This window comes from Streptomyces maremycinicus (assembly GCF_001184025.1).
GTDB classification, from domain to species: Bacteria; Actinomycetota; Actinomycetes; order Streptomycetales; family Streptomycetaceae; genus Streptomyces; species Streptomyces maremycinicus.
In genome coordinates, this window is the sequence record NZ_BBYG01000016.1 from 21,858 (window position 1) to 41,297 (window position 19,440).

Annotated in this window: 15 protein-coding genes; 6 read left to right on the forward strand and 9 right to left on the reverse strand. The window is 74.4% G+C overall.

Features of this window, described 5'->3' with window-relative positions; all coding sequences use genetic code 11:
* Positions 1-121 precede the first annotated feature (121 nt).
* The 4 genes from AOQ37_RS23375 to AOQ37_RS23390 form a co-directional block, all read right to left on the reverse strand.
* Positions 122-4,753, reverse strand: a complete 4,632-nt coding sequence (locus AOQ37_RS23375) for a hypothetical protein (protein WP_062646608.1) — start codon at positions 4,751-4,753, stop codon at positions 122-124.
* A gap of 44 nt (positions 4,754-4,797) precedes the next feature.
* A complete protein-coding gene (locus AOQ37_RS23380) occupies positions 4,798-5,676 on the reverse strand; it encodes a hypothetical protein (protein WP_062646609.1) in 879 nt (292 codons plus the stop codon).
* Positions 5,677-5,728: 52 nt separating this feature from the next.
* On the reverse strand, positions 5,729-7,258 hold the full coding sequence (locus AOQ37_RS23385) for a hypothetical protein (RefSeq protein ID WP_062646610.1): 1,530 nt from the start codon (positions 7,256-7,258) through the stop codon (positions 5,729-5,731).
* A gap of 469 nt (positions 7,259-7,727) precedes the next feature.
* Positions 7,728-8,429: a GntR family transcriptional regulator gene (locus AOQ37_RS23390; protein WP_062646611.1), complete on the reverse strand. Its 702-nt coding sequence runs from the start codon at positions 8,427-8,429 to the stop codon at positions 7,728-7,730.
* A gap of 169 nt (positions 8,430-8,598) precedes the next feature.
* Here AOQ37_RS23390 and AOQ37_RS23395 point away from each other — a divergent pair, with 169 nt between their 5' ends.
* Genes AOQ37_RS23395 through AOQ37_RS23415 form a run of 5 tightly spaced genes read left to right on the forward strand, consistent with a single transcriptional unit; the run spans position 8,599 to position 13,091 of the window.
* Positions 8,599-9,921, forward strand: a complete 1,323-nt coding sequence (locus AOQ37_RS23395) for an MFS transporter (RefSeq protein ID WP_062646612.1) — start codon at positions 8,599-8,601, stop codon at positions 9,919-9,921.
* Positions 9,918-10,772: a putative hydro-lyase gene (locus AOQ37_RS23400; protein WP_062646613.1), complete on the forward strand. Its 855-nt coding sequence runs from the start codon at positions 9,918-9,920 to the stop codon at positions 10,770-10,772. Before AOQ37_RS23395 ends, AOQ37_RS23400 begins: the two co-directional genes overlap by 4 nt.
* Positions 10,773-10,792: 20 nt before the next feature.
* Positions 10,793-11,560, forward strand: coding sequence for a LamB/YcsF family protein (locus AOQ37_RS23405; protein WP_062646614.1), 768 nt, complete (start codon positions 10,793-10,795; stop codon positions 11,558-11,560).
* A 2-nt stretch (positions 11,561-11,562) separates the two neighbouring features.
* Positions 11,563-12,225, forward strand: coding sequence for a 5-oxoprolinase subunit B family protein (locus AOQ37_RS23410; protein ID WP_062646615.1), 663 nt, complete (start codon positions 11,563-11,565; stop codon positions 12,223-12,225).
* Entirely contained in the window at positions 12,222-13,091 is an 870-nt protein-coding gene (locus AOQ37_RS23415) for a 5-oxoprolinase subunit C family protein (protein WP_062646616.1), read from the forward strand. Before AOQ37_RS23410 ends, AOQ37_RS23415 begins: the two co-directional genes overlap by 4 nt.
* A gap of 97 nt (positions 13,092-13,188) precedes the next feature.
* Here the strand turns inward: AOQ37_RS23415 and AOQ37_RS23420 are convergent, their stop codons facing one another.
* The 5 genes from AOQ37_RS23420 to AOQ37_RS23440 all read right to left on the reverse strand — a co-directional run bounded on the left by AOQ37_RS23420 (position 13,189) and on the right by AOQ37_RS23440 (position 18,957).
* Positions 13,189-14,184: an SGNH/GDSL hydrolase family protein gene (locus AOQ37_RS23420; RefSeq protein ID WP_062646617.1), complete on the reverse strand. Its 996-nt coding sequence runs from the start codon at positions 14,182-14,184 to the stop codon at positions 13,189-13,191.
* Positions 14,181-15,479: a glycosyltransferase gene (locus AOQ37_RS23425; protein WP_078890323.1), complete on the reverse strand. Its 1,299-nt coding sequence runs from the start codon at positions 15,477-15,479 to the stop codon at positions 14,181-14,183. The genes AOQ37_RS23420 and AOQ37_RS23425 overlap by 4 nt, the downstream gene beginning before the upstream one ends.
* The gene (locus AOQ37_RS23430) at positions 15,476-16,603 is read right to left on the reverse strand and encodes a glycosyltransferase family 4 protein (protein ID WP_062646618.1); all 1,128 of its coding nucleotides are present in this window, start codon (positions 16,601-16,603) and stop codon (positions 15,476-15,478) included. Before AOQ37_RS23430 ends, AOQ37_RS23425 begins: the two co-directional genes overlap by 4 nt.
* Positions 16,604-16,820: 217 nt before the next feature.
* Positions 16,821-18,242, reverse strand: a complete 1,422-nt coding sequence (locus AOQ37_RS23435) for a HEAT repeat domain-containing protein (protein ID WP_062646619.1) — start codon at positions 18,240-18,242, stop codon at positions 16,821-16,823.
* Positions 18,243-18,564: 322 nt separating this feature from the next.
* Positions 18,565-18,957 carry an ankyrin repeat domain-containing protein gene (locus AOQ37_RS23440; protein ID WP_062646620.1) on the reverse strand — a complete coding sequence of 131 codons (393 nt, stop codon included), beginning with the start codon at positions 18,955-18,957 and terminating at the stop codon, positions 18,565-18,567.
* A 263-nt stretch (positions 18,958-19,220) separates the two neighbouring features.
* Here AOQ37_RS23440 and AOQ37_RS23445 point away from each other — a divergent pair, with 263 nt between their 5' ends.
* The gene (locus AOQ37_RS23445; RefSeq protein WP_020128927.1) at positions 19,221-19,415 is read left to right on the forward strand and encodes a hypothetical protein; all 195 of its coding nucleotides are present in this window, start codon (positions 19,221-19,223) and stop codon (positions 19,413-19,415) included.
* Positions 19,416-19,440: the final 25 nt, after the last annotated feature.

Here is a 19,440-nt window from a genome sequence, read left to right on the forward strand (position 1 = left end):
GGCCGGGCCGCGTCCGTTCACGCGGTGGGCGCCGGCGGAGCCGGTCCGCGGTCGCCCCGTGCTTCGCGGAACGCGCCGCCCGCTTCGGCGTGCCCGAGGCGCACGCCTGGCGGGCGACTGGTCAACCGGCGTTCGGCGCCGGCCGTTTGTACATCCGGGTGGCCGTGATCTCGCTGCGCACCTGCACCGCTTCGTCCTCGCCGGCCGTGGCCTGCTGCGGCAGACCCGGCCGGAGGTGCTCCTCGACGCTGATGTACTTCAGGCCCGCCCGCAGGTCGGCGTCATTGCGCAGCCGGATGACGAGCGGGAACTCCGCGAGCGCCGTCGTGTCGAACAGACCGGTGGTGTACAGGAGCTGCACCCCGAGGGCGTCCGAGACGGCCCGCTGGAGTTCCAGCAGATAGGTCGCGTTGGCCCGCCCGATGGGATTGTCGAGGAACAGCGTGCCGGCGTACCGGTGCTTGTCCCGGCCCCGGTCGTTGCTCCTGAGCGCGGCCATCGTGCAGTACAGGGCGATGGCGGCGGTGAGCAGCTGGCCGCCGGAGAACACGTCGCCCATCTGGCCGACGGGCACCCGCTCGGCGCGCAGTACGGCGTCCGGCTTGAGGATCTCGACGGCGATGCCCTTGGGCTGGAGGGCCGCGCCGACCCCGCGCAGCAGCAGCGACATGCCGTCGCGCCGCAGGTCGGAGTTCTTCTTGACGGCTGCCCGGGTCGCCTCGTCGATGACCTCGCCGAGCCGCTCGGTGAGGGTGCTCTGGTCGGGCTCCTCGAAGCGGATGCGCAGGAACTCCTGGCCGGACCACTCACCGAGCCCCTCGGGCAGCCGGGAGAGCCGCTGGGCCGAGCGCAGGGTGGCGAGCGCGGACTCGACGAGCCCGCGCAGCCGGTCCACGATCGAGTCCCTGTTGCGTTCCAACTGCTCCAACTCGTCCGTCAGGACCCGCAGCCGGGGCGCGAAGGCGTTCGCCCACTTCTGCGCGTGCTCGGGAAGCGCCGAGGCGGGCAGCTCACGGATCTGCTGGCGGGCCGGGGTGCGCACCTGCTCGTAGCGCGTGGAGTTGGCGTGCCGGACCAGGATGTCACTGGCCTCGCGGACGGCGGACTCGGCCGCGGACAGGTCGGCGGCGCAGCCGCGCAGCGAGCGGCGTGTCTCGGCGGCCGACCGGCGGGCCTCCTCCAGGGTGCCGGGGTAGGGCTCCGGCTCCTCCTGCTCCTCGTCGGGGGTGTGTTCGCGCAGCAGGTCCCGAAGCATCGCGGCGGTCTCCTCGAAGCCGCCGACCGCGTCCTCGGCGGCGCGGTGGCCTGCCAGCAGTTCGGCGTGGGCCTCGCGGGACTCGTGCAACGCCTCGGAGCGGGCGGCGAGTTCGGCCGTGGCGGTGCGCAGCAGGGCCTGGGCGTGCTCGGCGTCGCGCGGCTGGAGCTCCTCGGGCAGCTCGGTGTGCGCCTCGCCGTCCTCGGGGGCGTGCCGCTCGGCCTCACCGCGCAGCCGCCCGAGCTGCTCGCTCGCGGTGGACATCCGGGTCTCCAGGAGCTGCACCAGCTCCTCCGCGCGCGCTGCCGCGGACTGCCGGGACGGCCCGTCGGAGCCGTCGGGCGACTGGAGCAACTGCTCCGCCCGGGTACGGACCTTGTTGCTGAGCCGGTCCAACTCGGTGCGGGCGCCGCTCTCGTCGCTCTCCGCGCGGGCCTGCTCGGCCCGCAGGTCCGCGCCGACGCCGACCTGCTCGTACAGCTGGGACGCCGCCCGGTATGCCTCGCGGAGGGCGGGCAGGGACGCCTGGGACGCGTCCGCCCCGCCCTGCGGTACGTCGTCGGGGGCGCCGGCGATCTCGGCGCGCTCGGCGCGCAGCGCCCGGGCGGTGCGGCGGGCGTCGTCGGCGGCGCGCTGGGCGCCGCGCCGGTCCTCGTCGGCGGCGCGGGCACGCTCCAGGCAGGCCTGGGCGCGGGCCTCCGACTCGGCGGCCTCGTCGGCGAGTTCACGCACCTTGACCTGCCAACCGGCCCGCTCCCGCAGCCGGAAGGCGAGCCCGGCCAGGGCGTCGGCCGCCCGCCGGGCCTTCTGCGCGACCTCCTGGCGCTCGTCGCGCAGCCGGGCCGCCTCGGCGGCGATCTCCTCGGCCTCCGCGCGCGCGGTCCGCGCCTCGGACAACTCGGCCTCGGACTCCTCGGCGAACGCGCGCGCCTCTTCCGCGGACCGCGCCAGCTCGATGAGCCGCCCGGCGGGACAGCCGGTGCGCCAGGACGCCAGCCGGGCGGCCAGCTCCCGGTCCTTGCCGAGCCGCGCCGCGAGCCGGCGGATGTCGTCGTCCCGTTCGGTCGCCCGGGCGCGCAGCGCCTGCCGTTCCTCGTCGGCGGCGTGCTCGTCGTGCATGGCGGGGTTCGGCGGGACGAGGAAGACGTCACCGCTTCGCTCGTCGGCCGCCGGGGTCGGGGCCAGCAGGGCCGCGGCCGTGCCGACGGCGACGGCCGACCGGGGCAGCAGCGCGGCGTCGCCGAGCACCTCGCGCGCGCGGGCGTGCGAGGCGGGGTCGGTGATGATCACGCCGTCGACCAGTTCGGGCCGGGCGGCGAGCACGCGCGCGTGGTCGACGGGGTCCACGGCCTGCGCGAGGTAGCGCCAGCCGGGCAGGGCGGGGATGCCGTGCTCACCGAGGAACTCGACGGTGGCCAGCACGTCCGGGCCGGGCGGCAGCAGGCCTCCGTCACCGAGCGCGCCGAGGATGCGGGAGTCGTCGGCGGCCGCGGTCCGCAACTCGAAGAGCTGTCGTTCGGCGGAGGAGACGGCGTCGTCGAGGAGGTCGCGCAGCTCGTCGGCGCAGCGGTCCAGATCCTCGGGCGTCAGCAGGGAGTCGTCGTCCGGCTCGGCGTTCTGCCGTGGCTGCGGGATCCGCGGGCGGGTTCCGCCGCCGGTCAGCCCGAGCAGCTCCGCGAGCCGTTCCTCACCGGCCAGGGACTCGGCGAGCCGCCGTTCGGCCTCGTAGGAGCGCTGTGCGGCCGTCCCGGCGTCGGCGGCCCGGGCGGCGGTCAGCTCGGCGCGGGACTCCGCGGAGGCGGCCTCGCGCGCGTGCTCGGCGGCCCTGCGCGAGGCGTCGCGCGCGGCGTCCCAGGCGGCCACGGCGCTCTTCTCGGCGTCGCTGGCGGCGAGGGCCGCGCGGGCGGGGTCGGCGTCGGGCGCGCTGTCGTCGAGCCAGCCCGCGCGTACGGCCTCGGCGGTCTCCTGCTCGACCTCGGACAGGCGCTGGCGCAGGTGGCCGACCTCGCTGCGGGCGCGCTGGGCGTCGGTGGCGGCGGACGTCGCGTCCCGGTGCGCGGATTCACCGACCTCCTGGAGCGCCGCCGAGCGTTCCTCCTCCTCGTCGGCGAGGGTCTCGGCGTTCTCGGCGGCCGCGTGCAGGGCCCGTACGAGGTCGACGGCGGCCAGGGCGCGGGCGGCGAGCGCGGGGGCGGCGTCGCGTTCGGCCTCCTGGATCGCGGCGGAGACGCGCGCGACCCGGTCGGCGGCGGCGCGGTGGCGCAGCACGACCTCGGCGGCCTGCCAGGCGGAGTGCAGGGTGCGGGCGTCGGCGAGCTCGCGCTTCTGCGCCGCTGCGGATTTCTCGGCGCCGGCGAGTGCCAACGAGGCGTGGCGGAAAGCGAGTTCGGCGGCGATCAGCGCGCTGCGCTCCCGCGCGCTCTCGGAGTGCGTGACGGCGTAGGCGGCGGCGGTGACCCGCTGGGCGAGATCGCCGGCCCGCGCCTTCTCCCGCTGGGCCCGCGCGGACAGCCGCCGGGCCAGCGCGCGGGTACGGCGCTCGGCGCCGGCGTGGATGTCACGCGCGCGTGCCCGCGCCTCGGCGGCCTCCACGATCCGGCCGAGCAGGTCCACCGAACCGGCGGTGAAGTCCCGTTCGGCGATCAGCTCGGCGCGGCGGCCCAGCTTGTTGCCGAAGCCGCTGACCAGGTCGGCGAGCCCGTCGGTGTCCCGGGTGTCGGTCACCGCGCGCAGCAGCAGGTCGGTGAAGTCGGAGTCCTTCTTGACCGCGAAGAGGCCGGCGGCCTCACCCTCGTCGGCGTTCATCTCCCGCTGGTAGCGGAAGAGTTCGGGGTCCAGGCCCAGCTCACCGAGGTGCTCGATCCACCGGTCGTGGATCTCCTCCCAGTGCACCTCCAGGTGCGGATACGCCTTCCCGGCCTCGGTGAGGGCGTCCCGGAAGCCCTTCATGGTGCGCCGCCGCCCCTGTGCGCCGGAAGCGCCCTCGACGGCCCGGCGTACGGCGGTGGACTCGGCGACCGGGAGGTTGTCCAGGCTCAGCCCGGGTCCGGGCCGGAAGGAGTACCAGGCCTCCGCGAACTTCCGCGGATCGTTGGACACCTGCCGCCCGCGCCACTCGCTCACCTTGCCGACGACGACGCACTCGCCGGTCAGCACGTGCTGCCACTCCAGCGCCACGTGTCCGCAGTCGTCGGCGAGCAGGAACTTCCGCAGCACGCCGGAGCTGGCGCCGCCGAGGGTGTTGCGGTGGCCCGGCAGCATCACCGAGAAGATCAGCTTCAGCAGGACGGACTTGCCGCCGCCGTTCTCCAGGAAGAGCACGCCCGCGGGGGCCGGCCGGCGCGGCGGGCCGACGGGCTCCTCCTCGAAGAACTCCGCCTGCGCGGGGGCGGGGTCGGGCACGATGTCGCCCACGCCCCGCAGGTCGAGCACGGTGTCGGCGTAGCGCGCACCGGCCGGCCCGATGGAGTAGAGGCGGACCCGGGACAACTCGTACATGGCGGACTCTCGTAAGTCTTCGGCAGATCGGGGGGTGAGGCGCTTCAGGAGTGGAACGGCAGGCCGGCGTCGGCCACCAGGTCCAGGTCGTCGGTCTCCTCGGCGGGCAGCAGCGTCGGCGAGCCGTCGGTGACCGGGACGACGCCCAGTTCCAGCAGCTCGGCCATGGCCGCACCACCCGCCATGTCACGCACCTGGAGCTGGTAGCGCGCGGTCGTCCGGTAGGTGCCGCCGCCGTCGTCACCGGTCCGCTGGAGGAACCCGGAGTCGGTGAGGAACGCGACGGCCTTGCCGACGATGCCGGTCGTCGAACCGGCGAGTCTGCGCGCGTCCTTGGTGGCGCCGGTGGCGCTGCGTCTGGCCCAGATCCGCCAGGCGGCCTCCAGGCCGGGCGCGTCGGAGGCGGGGTCGGTGTTCTCGCCCTGTTCCTCCGCCCGCTCCTCCAGCCGACGGCAGGCCTGGCGCACGAAGGCGTCGACGCCGTTGACGCTGACCCGGCCGATGTAGCCGTCGTCGGCCAGGTCCTCGGGCCGGGGGAACGCCATCGCGGCGACCGAGAGGTGCGCGAGGCCGTGCAGGAACCGGTCGCCGCCGTCGGCGGACGTACGACGCGCGTAGTCCCCCATCCGTACGGCGAACACCGAGTCCTCGGCGGCGGTCACCGCCATCCCCGCGCGCGGGGACACCTCCAGCACGATCAGCCCGAGTCCGGCGGCCACGGCGTCGGCGAGCCGCGCGAACGCCGGGTCCTCCCGGTAGCGGCGCAGCAGCTCCGCGTACTCCTGGTCCCGCGCGGGCTGAAGCTTGGGCAGCAGTCCGAAGGAGACGAGCCGCGCCGCGTCGGCGGCGTCGGCGGGGGTGACGGCGGCGTGCACCGCCGGGGCGGGAGCCTCCGTGTCGCTCCACTCGACGTGCTCGGTCACAGCTTCGGCTCCTCGGTGTCGCGGTGTTCGTCCACTCGGTTCCCGGCCCGGCTCATGCCGCCTCCGTGCGGTCCGCCGCCATCCCCGCGGCGTCCAGCAGGGCGGTGCCGACGATGAGATCGGCCCCGCCGAAACCCGGGTCGTCCAGTTCCCTGCCGTCGTCCACGGCGAACAGCAGCTTCTCCTCGCCCTGGCGGTAGGCGGTGCCCACGGCCGGGCTGGCGGCGTGCACGGCCAGCAGCGCCACCAGGTAGGCCAGTTCCTCGCCGTCCTTGGCACGCGCTTCCTCGAGCAGCCCCGACAGCCGTCGTGGCGCGTCCGCGGGCAGGTCGAGCAGCTCCTTGGCCATGGCCAGCTGTTCCTCGCTGAACCGGCTGTCGTCCGGCGTCGCGATGAGGTCCGGCTCCGGCATCTCCGCGCCCAGGTGCTCGCGCTCCACCGGCGGTGTCAGCAGCAGGTCGACGAGATCGCCCACCCGCACCGCCACCGGGGTGCGCAGCCCCGTCCCGCGGGCGAAGAACGCGTCGGTGACCCGGACCGCCTGCTCCAGCGGCAGCGGCAGCACCGGGGTGACGAGGTGCCCGTAGAGGTCTATGCCCGACGAGGTCATGGGCGTGGCGAAGGCCTGTCGGTCCTGCTCGGCGCGGAACAGCGGTCCGGCCTCCAGCAGCCGGGACTGGAGTTGGGTGTGACGGCGGATGCAGTCCTTCACGATGTCGACGAGCTCGGCGGCCCGCCGCTTGTTCTCCGCGTCCTCGATCTCGTCCCGGGCCTTGCGGATGTTGGTGAGGATCGCGTTCTCGTGGCGGTAGCGGTCGGCGACGTGGTCGAGGGCCTCGGCGATCATGTCGGGCACGGCGTTGAGCCAGTCCACCGCGCGGACGTTGCGCCGGGTCGCCTCCAAGGCGCGGCGCAGCGTCTCCGAGTACTGCACGGTGCGGTAGCGGGCCTGTTCGGCGGCCAGCTGGGCGTCGGCGAGACGGCCGCGCCGGACGAGCACCTCGAGCTTGACCTCGGCGGCGATCTGCGCGCTGGTGACGTCGGTGTCGAGCGCGCCGACGAGGACGTTGACCGCCTCGTCCGTGGTGCGGAGGTAGACCACGCCGCCGTGGCCGGGGACCTCTTCGATCAGCTTGAAGTCGTAGTCGCGGCGCACATACGTGCCGTCCGGCGCGAAGGTGCCGTACGCGGCGCGGAAGCCGCGGTCGACGCTGCCGACGTTGATCAGGTTCTCCAGGACCCAGCGGGCCACCCGCTCGTGCTCGGCGACGGGCCGGCGCGGGGCCTGGGCGGCGATGCGCGGCATCAGGCGGGCCACTATCTGGTCGTGGTCGGCGCCGGTGTCGAAGTCCATGTTGAGCGTGACGAGGTCGATGGCGGCGAGGGCGATCTCCGCCATGCCGTAGACCGAGTACTCACCGGCGAGGTTGGCCTTGCGGGCGTCGAGGTCGTGGATCGGCGCGGTGCAGGCGAGCGCGCGCAGCCGCCGCGCCAGCCCCTCGTCGGCGGCCGGACCCGGTGCGGGACGCGGCGCCGCGCTGAGCTGGGGCGGAACACGGTCCGTCGAGGCAGGCGAAGTCACGGTGCACAGACTAGGTCCTCGGTCTGACATCGACCCAAACGACGCCTATCGCCTCCGGCGGGGTGCGGGATGGTGGGGGCGGTCACGGTTGGTTCTTCGGCTGCGGGTCCGTGGGGGTGGATCGCGCAGTTCCCCGCGCCCCTGGGGGGTGATGATGCCCTCGGCGTCGCATTGAGCACGCGCTCCGGTGGGATGGCGGGGGCGGTCGCGGGTCGTTCATCGGCTGCGGGTCCGTGGGGGTGGATCGCGCAGTTCCCCGCGCCCCTGGGGGGTGATGATGCCCTCGGCGTCGCATTGAGCACGCGCTCCGGTGGGATGGCGGGGGTGGTCGCGGGTCGTTCATCGGCTGCGGGTCCGTGGGGGTCGGGCGCGCAGTTCCCCGCGCCCTCAGGGGGGTCGTATCGAGGGCACCGCTCCGGTGAGATGGCGGGGGCGGTCGCCGTTCGCGGGCGCGTAGTTCCTCGCGTACCTAGGGGGTGCTGGTGCCCTCGACCCTTCGGCGGTAGGCGTCGAGTACGCGTTCCGAGGAGTCGGCCAGGTAGACGGCGAGCAGGCGCTCGGCCTCGGCTGTGTCCCGGGCCTCCAGGGCCTGGAGGATCTGGCGGTTGCGCTGGAGGTACGGCTCGTGCAGCCGGCGCGGCTCGTCGACCAGGTGAAAGGCGAGGCGCAGCTCGGCGAAGACGCTGCGCATCAGCTCGTCGGTGCGAGCGCTTCCGGCCAGGGCCACCAGTTCGCGGTGGAAGTGGAAGTTGGCGGTGCCCAGCCCCTTCCAGTCGTTCTCGACGGACGCGAGCTGCCCCTCGGTGACGCTCGCCCGGAGGCCGTCCAGCGCGTACGGCCCTTCGCCCAGCCCGCGGACCACCGCGCACTCGACGAGCGTGCGCGTGCGGTAGATGTCCTCGACGTCCTCGACGCTCAGGACCCGGACGAACACGCCCCGGTTCAGCTCGTGGACGAGCAGACGCTCGTGGGTGAGCAGCCGGAACGCCTCGCGCAGCGTGTTGCGGGAGACACCGAGCGCCCCGCCGATGCTGTCCTCCGACAGCCGCGCCCCGGGCGGGAAGTAGCCCTCGGCGATGCGGCTCCTGAGGATGTCCGAAACCCGTTCGGCCGTGCTGGTTCGGCCCAGGAGGGCGCGGTCGTCGGCCAGTCCCGCCAGCTGCTCTGCCATGCCCGGAATTCAACCGCAGCCACGAGAACGAAACAACATGGGTATTGAAGGATCGTTCAACGATCCTCTACCTTCCTCTCAAGGCACCGCTCGTCCCCACCGCGGCGCCCCGCCTCCGCACGGCACAGCTCAGCCCCGCACCTTCCCTCCTCCCTCAGCGAGGTGCCCCATGAGCACGCCCCCTCCTCCGTCCAGGACTCCGGCCACCGACACCCGCCCCGCCACCGCCCCAGCCGTCACCGGGCCCGCACCCGCACCCGACGACGGCGCCCTGGCCTGGCTTCGGGCCCTCGGTCCGCGCGGCCGCCGCGCCTTCGCCGGTGCGTTCGGCGGCTACGCCCTCGACTCCTACGACTACTTCACGCTGCCGCTGAGCATGGTCGCGCTGGCCGCGTACTTCGGTCTGGACAGCGGCCAGACCGGCCTGTTCACCACCGTCACCCTGGTCGCCTCCGCGATCGGCGGCGCCGCGGCGGGGGTGCTGGCCGACCGGATCGGCCGGGTCAAGGCCCTGATGATCACGGTGATCACGTACGCGGTCTTCACCGTCGCCTGCGGCTTCGCGCCCACCTACGAGACGCTGCTGGTCTTCCGGTCCCTCCAGGGCCTCGGTTTCGGCGGCGAGTGGGCGGTCGGCGCGATCCTGGTCGCCGAGTACGCGAGCGCGCGGCACCGGGGCCGCACCCTCGGCGCGATCCAGAGCTCGTGGGCCGTCGGCTGGGGCCTCGCGGCGCTGGCGTACACGCTGGTCTTCTCGTTCTTCGGGGACGACATCGCCTGGCGGGTCATGTTCTGGACCGGCGCCCTGCCCGCGCTGCTCGTGGTGTGGATGCGGCGCCGGGTGCAGGACGCGCCCCAGGCCGCCGCCGCACGTGAACAGAGCGCCGAGAAGGGCTCGTTCCCGGCGATCTTCAAGGGGCCGCTGCTGCGCACGACGCTCTTCGCGGGCCTGCTCTCCACCGGGGTGCAGGGCGGCTACTACACCCTGGCGACCTGGGTGCCGACGTATCTGAAATCCGAGCGGGGCCTGTCGGTGGTCGGCACCGGAGGCTATCTGACCTTCCTGATCTCGGGGGCCTTTCTCGGCTACCTCACCGGCGGCCACCTCACGGACCGGCTGGGCCGGCGCCGCAACATCTGGCTGTTCGCCCTGCTGTCGGCGGTGTGCATCCTGGCGTACGCGAACATCCCGAGCGGCGCGGACACCGTCCTCCTGGTGCTCGGTTTCCCGCTCGGGTTCTGCATGTCGGCGATCTTCAGCGGCTTCGGTTCCTACCTGAGCGAGCTGTACCCGACGGCCCTGCGCGGCACGGGACAGGGCTTCACGTACAACACCGGTCGCGCCGTGGGCGCCGTCTTCCCCACCACGGTCGGCTTCCTGGCCGACAGCTGGGGCGTGGGCGGCGCGCTGGTGTTCGGCGCGATCGGTTACGCCATCGCCGCCCTGGCACTGCTGGGGCTTCCGGAGACCCGTGGGAAGGAACTGGAGTGAACCGTCCGAACCTCACGCAGGACCGCCGTCCGGCCGCCGTCGACGACCGTCCCGTCACCCTCCTCGACGAGCACGCGCACGCGTGGAGCCCCGCCACCGCCCGGGCCCGCTTCCGGGCGGGCCTGACGGGCCCCACGGCCGGGGTCGCGGGCGGCCACACCCAGGTCAACCTGATCTCGGTGCCCGCGGACTGGGCGTACGACATGCTGCTGTTCTGCCAGCGCAACCCGAAGCCCTGTCCGGTCCTCGACGTGACGGACGCCGGCTCCTGGACGACCGTCCTCGCCGAGGGCGCCGACCTGCGCACCGATCTGCCGCGCTACCGGGTCTGGGCGGACGGTGAACTGGTGGACGAGCCGACGGACGTACGCGCGTACTGGCGTGACGACCTGGTGTCGTTCCTCATCGGGTGCAGTTTCACCTTCGAGTGGGCGCTGTCCGGGGCGGGCGTCCCGATCCGGCACGTGGAGCAGGGGCGCAACGTCCCGATGTACGTGACGAGCCGCCCGTGCCGGCCCGCGGGGCGGCTGCACGGCCCCCTGGTGGTGTCCATGCGACCGGTGCCGCCGCAGCATCTCGCGGCGGCCATCCGGGAGAGCAGTCTGCTCCCGGCGGTGCACGGCGGCCCCGTACACTGCGGCGATCCGTCGGGACTGGGCATCGACGACCTCGGCCGTCCCGACTTCGGGGACCCGGTGGACGCCGCACCGGACGACATCCCGGTGTTCTGGGCCTGCGGTGTGACCCCGCAGGCCGCGGTGACGGCCTCGCGCCCGCCGTTCGCGCTCACCCACGCCCCGGGACAGATGTTCCTCACCGACGCCCGCGACGAGCAGTACCGCGTGGCGTGAGAACGAGATACGAAGGAACCATGACCGCGACGACCGCGATCGATCTGAACGCCGACCTCGGCGAGGGCTTCGGCCGCTGGGAGCTGACCGACGACGAGGGGCTGCTGTCCGTCGTCAGCAGCGCCAACGTGGCCTGCGGCTTCCACGCGGGGGACCCGGTCACCATGCGCCGGGTGTGCGAGCTCGCGGCCGAGCGGGGGGTGACGATCGGGGCGCAGGTCTCCTACCGGGACCTGGCCGGGTTCGGGCGGCGCGCCATGGACGTGCCGTCCGCCGAACTGGCCGCCGAGGTGGCCTACCAGATCGGTGCCCTGGAGGTGTTCGCCCGGGCGGCGGGCGCGCGCGTGGCGTACGTGAAGCCGCACGGCGCGCTCTACAACCGGGTCGTGCACGACGAGGAGCAGGCGGGCGCGGTGGTCGACGGAGTGCTCCTGGCGGGCGCCGCGCTGCCGGTGCTCGGGCTGCCCGGTTCACGCCTGCTGGAACGGGCCCGGGAGGCGGGGCTCCCGGGCGTCCCGGAGGCCTTCGCGGACCGCGCGTACACCGAGCAGGGCACGCTGGTGCCCCGCGGGCGGGCCGGGGCCGTGGTCACGGACCCGGACGCCGTCGTGGAACGGTCGGTGCGCCTGGCCCTCCTGGGGCAGGTCACGTCCCACGCGGGACCGTCCGTCGGGGTCCGCGCGCGTTCCCTGTGCCTGCACGGCGACACGCCCGGCGCGGTGGAGCTGGCCCGCCGGGTGCGGCGGGGGCTGGAGGAGTCGGGCGTACGGGTGGAGGCCTTCGCATGAGTGTGCGTGTCCTGCCGGTCGGCGACGACGCCCTGCTCGTCGAGCTGGCGTCGGGCGCGGAGGCCGAGGCCCTGCACGCGGAGCTGCTGCGGCGCCGCGCGGCGGGTCTGCTCAGCGCCCGCGAGATCGTCCCGGCGGCCCGGACCGTCCTCCTGGACGGTCTGACCGACCCCGGCCGGGTGGCGTCCGAGCTGGCCGCGGCCGACGTGCCGCCCGCTCCCCCGCGCGCGGACGCGGCCGTGGAGATCCCGATCCGTTACGACGGCCCGGACCTGGCCGAGGTCGCCGCCCTCTGGGGCGTCCCCGAGGAGGAGGCGGCCCGCATCCACGCGGCCGCCGAGTTCCGGGTCGCCTTCTGCGGGTTCGCACCGGGCTTCGGCTATCTCACCGGGCTGCCACCGCGCTACGACGTGCCGCGCCGGGCCACCCCGCGCACCGCCGTACCGGCCGGGTCGGTGGCACTGGCCGGGCCGTACACGGGGGTGTACCCGCGTGCGTCGCCGGGCGGCTGGCAGCTGATCGGCAGCACCGAGGCGGTGCTGTGGGACCACACGCGCGTGCCCGCCGCGCTGCTCTCGCCGGGCACACGCGTGCGCTTCGTCCCTGTGGGACCGGCGGGACGCGCGGGAAGTGCGGGGAGTACGGGACGGATGGGCACGTCATGAGCGATCGCGCCGTCTCCGTCGTCCGGGCCGGGGCGCTCACCACGGTGCAGGACCGGGGCCGCCCGGGACACGCGCATCTCGGGGTGCCCCGTTCCGGCGCTCTCGACGCGCCCGCGGCGGCCCTCGTCAACCGGCTGGTGGGCAACCGGCCCGACGCGGCCGTCCTGGAGACGACGCTCACCGGCTGCGCCCTGCGGCCGCGTTCCGACGTGACCGTCGCGGTCGGCGGCGCGCCGTGCCGCGTCACGGTGGACGGCGGGCCGGTCGCCTGGGGCGCACCCGTGCGGGTACCCGCCGGGGCCCTCCTGGACATCGGGCCGGCCGTGTCGGGGGTGCGTACCTACGTGGCCCTGGCCGGCGGCGTCATCGTCGAACCGGTCCTCGGCAGCCGGTCCACGGATCTGCTCTCGGGCCTCGGCCCGGCACCGCTCACGGACGGCACCGTCCTGCCCCTGGGACCCGAACGCGTCCCGCACGCGCGCGTGGACGTCGCCCCGCAGCCCGCGCCGCCGGCCGAACTCGTCCTACGGGTGACGCTCGGTCCACGGGACGACTGGTTCACGCAGGAAGCGCTCCGCGTCTTCGCCTCGCGGACCTTCCTGGTGTCCTCGGCGAGCAACCGCATCGGGCTGCGCACGGAGGGGCCTGCCCTGGAGCGGGCCCGCGACGGTGAGCTGGCGAGCGAGGGCATGGTCCTGGGCGCCGTACAGGTTCCGCCCGCCGGCCGGCCCGTGGTCTTCCTGGCCGATCACCCGACCACCGGGGGCTACCCGGTGATCGGGGTCGTCCGCACGGGCGATCTCGCGGCCGCGGCCCAGGCCGCGCCCGGAACGCCGGTCCGCTTCGTGGCCGTACGCCGGAGGTGACCCCGGAGGGAGACGCCGGAGGTGACCCCGGAGGGAGACGCCGAAGGCGATCCCGGAGGCGGCCTCGGAGGTGACTCCGGACGCCGCCTGCCGGGCTTCAGGCGGCGTCCGGCCGCCGCTCCGCCGCCGAGAGCGCGGTGAGCGCCGCGGACACCGCCGCGGAGGCCCGCAGATCCAGGCGGGCGCTCGTCCCCCGGGCGCGGTGCCGGAGTTCGTCGGCGGCCAGCGTGAGCAGTTGCGGCAGCAGGTCGGTGCACCGCCGGGCCACCCAGCCGGTGCCCGCGGTCGCCAGCCACCACAGGCTCGCCGATGTGGTCGGCGCCGGGAACTCGGGCTCGGGCGAGGGCGCCGGACCCGTCGCGACGCCCGCCTCGGCCAGCACCGCGTGGAAGCGCACGGCGAGTTGCCGGTGTCCCCGTTCCCCGGGGTGCAGCCGGTCCGCGCTCCACATGGCCCGGTCCGTCAGCCAGGCCCCCTCCGCGGCGTGCAGGTGGACGGCGCCGTACCGCTGGGAGAGGGCGTGGACGACGGCGTTGACCGCGCGCTGGCGCCGGGCCAGTGGACGGGCGAGGGCCCCGGGCAGCCCGAGGGTGCCGCCCGGGTCGGGCAGACACGCGGTGAGCAGGACCGCGCCCTGCTCGGCGAAGGCTCCGTAGACCGTGTCCAGCCGGGCGGCCACGGCTTGGATGTCGAAGGTGCAGCGCAGCGTGTCGTTGACCCCGACGACCACCGAGACGACGTCGGGCCGCAGCTCGAGACCGACCGCGAGCTGCCGTTCCAGCACGTCCCGCGTCTGCGCCCCACTGACCGCGAGATTGACGAACTCCACCGCCCCACCGGCCACCACGGCCCCACCGGTCGCCACCGCCCCACCGGCCACCGTGACACCCTCGGCCCGCTCAGCCCCCTCAGCCTCTTCGGCCCCCTCTGGCCCGGCCGTCCGCGCAGCCGCCCCCTCGGACTCGGCGACGAACCCGGGGGCGACGAGCCCGGAGGCGAGGAGTGCGGCCCAGCCGCGCCATCCTTCGCCCACGGGGTCCCCCACGCCCTCGGTGAGCGAGTCACCGAGGGCGACGAAGCGCACGCGTCTCATCCGAGGCCTCCGGGCGAGAGGGGACGGAGGGACGCGGTCGGCGGTGCCGTGGCGGAGACCGGCGCGTCGTGCGCCGCCAGGAAGGCGTCGACCGCCGTACCCCAGCCGAAGCACTCGGCACGCGCGCGTGCGGCCTCCCGGCGAGCCGCGCGGGGACGCTCCAGAAGGTCCTCCACGGCATCCGCGAACGCCTCTCCCCGGTCGGCCGCCGTGGCCCCCGCGGCGCCGATCACCTCGGGGAGCGCCGAGGTGGCGCTGGCCACGACGGGGGTCCCGCACGCCATGGCCTCCAGGGCGGCGAGCCCGAAGGTCTCCGCGGGCCCCGGGGCCAGGCACACGTCGGCCGTGGCTTGCAGAGCCCCCAGCGCGCCCCGGTCGGAGACGTGCCCCAGGAAGGTGACGGGCAGCCCGCGCTCGCGCGCCCGCTGCTCCAGCCGCGGCCGCAGCGGCCCGTCGCCCGCGACGACCAGCACCACCCGGGCCCCGCGCCGCCGCAACGCCTCCACGGCGTCCAGCGCCGTACCGGGCCGCTTCTCCACGGACAGCCGGGTGCACATCACCAGCAGGGTCTGGTTCTCGCGCGCGTACCGGGCGCGCAGCGCGGGGTCACGCAGGGCGGGGTGCCGTTCGACGAGGTCGACACCGAGCGGCGCCCGCACGACGTTCCGTGCCCCGATCCGCACGAACTCCCGCTCGGCGAACTCGGTGGTGCACACCACGCGCGCGTACGTGTGCGCCGTACGGAGGTTGAGCGCGTCGGCGGCGCGGCGGGCCGCGCCCACCGGCACGCCCCAGGTGCGCAGGACGCCGTCGGCGCTCTCGTGGGAGACCATCACGGCGGGAACCCGGGCCCTGCGGGCCCACTTGCCGGTCCAGCGCAGGGTCGTGCGGTCGGAGACCTCCAGGCGGTCGGGGGCGAGTTCCTCCAGCAGACGGGCGACCCGCCGCTTGTCGGTGAGGACGCGGTAGCCGCCGGTGCCGGGCAGCAGCGGCCCGGGCAGGGTGATCACCCTGCCCTGCTCGGTCCGCCGGTCGCTCTCCCGCTCGCCGGGCACGATCAGGACCGGCTCGTGGCCGGCCGCGCGATAGCCCCTGCCGAGCTCGCGCAGTGCCGTGCGCAGCCCGCCCGAGGCCGGGGCCACGAAGTTGGCGAGCCGCACGATCCTCAGCGGCCCGGCGCCCGGGGCGGCGGGCCGGGAGCGGCCGTCGCCGGCGCCGCCCACGTCGTTCGGGCCGGTCACATCGTTCGGGCCGGTCACATCGTTCGGGCCGCGGCTGCCGTTCGTGCCGCTCATGCCGCAACCACCGGTCGACGCGCGGCGAGCACGTCCTCGTAGTGACCGATGAGCCGGTCGCCGACGGCGGCCCAGGTGCGGCCCTCCACGGTGGCCCGCCCGGCGGCGCCGTAGACGGCCCGGCGCGCGGGGTCGGCCGCCAGGGCCGCCACCGTGTCCCGCACGACGTCGGCGTCCCGGGGCGGGACGAGCAGGCCGGTGCGTCCGTGGGCGACCAGGTCGAGGGGGCCGCCCGCGGCGGGCGCGATCACCGGCACCCCACTGGCCATGGCCTCCTGCACGGTCTGGCAGAAGGTCTCGAAGGGGCCGGTGTGCACGAACAGGTCCAGCGAGGCGAAGATCCGGGCGAGTTCGTCGCCGGTGCGGTTGCCCAGGAAGGCGGCGCCCGGCAGGGTCTCCTCCAGGCCGGGTCTGCTCGGTCCGTCGCCCACCACCACGACCCGTACGCCCGGCAGTCCGCAGACGCCGGCCAGCAGTTCGACGTGCTTCTCGGGGGCGAGCCGTCCGACGTAGCCGACGATCAGCTCACCGTTCGGGGCGAGTGCGCGGCGCAGTTTCTCGTCGCGGCGGTCGGGGCGGAAGCGCACGGTGTCCACGCCGCGCGGCCACAGCTTCACCCGGGGCACCCCGTGCGTGTCCAGGTCGTGCAGGGCCGCGCTGGAGGGGGCGAGGGTGAGGTCGGCGGCGGCGTGGACGGACCGTATCCGGCGCCAGGCGGCTGCCTCGCCCGCGCCCATGTAGGTGCGGGCATATCCGCCAAGGTCGGTCTGGTAGACGGCGACGGCGGGGATCCCGAGCCGGGCGGCGGCCGCCATGCCCCGGACGCCGAGGATGAAGGGGCTGGCCAGGTGGACCATGTCGGCCCGGTGCTCGGCGATGGCGGCGGCGACGCGTCGGCTGGGGAGGGCGACGCGGACCTGGGGGTAGCCGGGGAGCGGGAGGGAGGGGACTCGGACGACGGGGCAGGGCGCTTCGGCGTCCGGCCCGTTCCCGGCGGCGGTGGCCGGGGCGACGACGACGGGGGCGTGACCGCGATCGACGAGGTGTCGGGCGGTCTGGAAGGCGCAATGGGCCACGCCGTTCACGTCGGGGGGAAAGGATTCGGTCACGATGACGACACGCATACCCGTGTTGTCGCCGCCCCGGACGTGGACGCGTCAAAGTGGATCTTTCCGGATGCCGAACGTCCCGTGAGCGTTGCGCGGCGCACCCGGTCCGTGTCCACCAGGTACCGCGCAGGTCGGACGGTGTCCATGCCGGTCCGCCCGGCATGCCATCGGGTGTTCATCTACCGGGCCGGCCGCCGCCAGGCTCCCCACGGGCGGCGGCCGGCCCCGGCGTTCACATCGCGGACGCGGCGTCCGGTCCGATCCGGCTCCGTACGGCCGTCTGGACCTCCGCCTCCTCGGCGGGGTCGGCGGCGAGCCGGCGCAGCCGCTCCACGACCCGGGCGTCACCGGTCTCGGCGTGCCGGGCGGCGATCTCGCGGGTGCCCTCCTCGCAGTCCCAGAGGCACTCGACGGCGAAGCCGGTGGCGTAGGAGGGGTCGGTGGCGGCGAGCGCGCGGGCGCAGCGCCCGCGCAGATGGGACGAGGCCGTCTCGCGGTAGATATGGCGCAGCACGGGTGCCGCGCAGGCGATGCCGAGCCGTCCGGCACCGTCGACGAGCGTCCACAGGCTCGGCGCGTCGCAGCCCTCGCCGCGTACGGCCTCGCGCAGGGCGCCGAGGACGAGGTCGCTGTCCTGGGTGCCGCCCCGGCAGGCGAGCATGCGGCCGGCCGCGGCGCCCAGTGGGTCGGGCCGGTGGGCCCAGCCGCGGGCCCGGTCCACGGCGGCGACACTGCGCATCCGCTCGAAGGCGTCGACGGCCGCCTCGACGACCGGCGTCGAGCCGGTGACCATCGCCCGTTCGATCAGGGCCAGGGCGTCGGGGTCGTTGAAGTCGGCGAGGTAGCGCAGGGCGGTGCAGCGGGCTCCCTCGGTGCCGTCCTCGGCCGCCCGCACGATCTCGGGGCGGTCCTCGGGACCGGCCACGGCGGACAGGCAGCGGGCGGCGGGGACATGGAGCGCGGCTCCGCGTTCCACGCCCTGTTGCGCCCACTCGAACACCGCCTGGACGCTCCAGCCGGGGCGGGGTCCGCTCGGACTCATCTGACGTTGCCAGCGGTCGAAACAGCCGGCCTCCTGAGCGGCACGCACGCGGGTGGAGACGTACTCGCGGGGATCCTCGGCCCACAGCCGCCAGGGCCGCGGTTCGAAGGCGTCCCGTACGGCGGCGGCGAGCTCGGCCTCGCCCTCGGTATCGGTGGCGAACCGGGCGAGCACGGGTGCCGCGAGGGCGCGCAGACCGGCGTCGTCGTCCCGCAGGGCGAGTTCGTCGAGGGCCCAGGCCCAGTTGGCCCCCGAGGCCGCGTACCGGCGCAGCAGGAGCAGGGCCTCGCGCCTGCCGTAGGAGGCGAGGTGGCCGAGGACGGCCAGGGCCAGGCCCGTGCGGGACTCCTCGGTGTCGAAGGAGTCCTCGACGTCGAAGAGGTGGGCCTCGATCTCGTCCAGGTCGCCGTGCAGGTCGAGGTAGAGACGGGCGTAGTAGAGGGAGCGGTTCTCCACCTGCCAGTCGTGGCGGGGATCCCGCAGCACACAGTGGTTGAGCGCCGCGAGCGCCTCGGCTCGCGGAGCGGTGAGCGCGTGCAACGTGCCGTCGCCGCGGCCCCTCTGGAGCAGGCCGAGCAGCGTGCCGCTGGGCGCTATGACCGGATCGAACATGGGAAACAGCCTCACATCAAGCGTCGACGCAACCGGGGACGTGCATTACCTGGCCGCGTGACAACACGTCGGGGCGCCCGCCGTTTCCTGCTTGCTGTAGACCATTTTCCTCTGCCTCTCGTCAGTGGCCCATGCGGACCGCGTCACGGCCCGCGCGGTGCGGCAACACCTGCCCAGCCATCGCGTCCGTGAATCACGACGTCATGATGACCCGGCTGTTCTACCTGCCGCGACCGAAATTTCCGGCGGCCTTGTACCGCCTCCCCCGTGGTCGTCGATTTACCTGGTCAGAAACTCCTGCCGACCTGCCCGGAACGTCGGCTCAGTGCGCGCCGAACAGTTCGAGCAGCTCCGCCCTGGCGAACATGCGAGCGGTGTCGACGGCTGACGGGGTCCCCTGCGAGGGGTCCGCTCCGGCCTCCAGCAGGACCTTGACGACGTCCGTCTCGCCCTTGAAGGCGGCCCCGGCGAGCGGGGTCTGACCTCGGTCGTTGATCCGGTCGGCCTCGGCGCCGCGGGCCAGCAGGGCCCGGACCGCGTCGGCGTGGCCGTGGTACGCGGCGAGCATCACCAGGGAGTCGCCGCGGTCGTTGGTGAGGTTGGCCGGAACGCCCGCGTCGACGTACGCCACGAGCTCCTCGGTCCGGCCTCCGCGGGCAAGATCGAAGATCTTGGTCGCCAGCTCCACGACCTCGGGGTCGGGGGCTTCGCTCATCGGCCGGTCCGCCTCTCACTACAACCGTTCAGGTGAATCGCCAGCGTACTGGCTCGCCGGAAACATGGCCGGTGCCCTCCGCGGCAAAGATCACGGACAGACCCGTTCGACGCAATTCTCCTGCTCAGGCGACCCATCAGGCCTTCCGCCAGCCGGGGGAAATCAGCCGTATTTCACCCAGTTGCACCTTTTATAGTATGGATACATCCTGTGATCCTGGAAGTACTCATGGTGACTGTCCCCCGCGAACCAGGAGAACCCAAATGATCCTGTCCATGTCAGGCGTAGTCCTGCTCGGCATCATCGTCTTCCTCTTCTTCCGCAAGGACGGGCTCAAGGCGTCACACGCCGTGGTCTCGGCCCTGTTCGGGTTCTACATGGCCAGTACGGCCATCGCCCCGAGCATCAAGGCAGGCGGCGAGAGCCTGGCGAGCCTTCTCGGCGGCATCAAGTTCTGACGCCGCCCGTCCCGTCCGTACACGC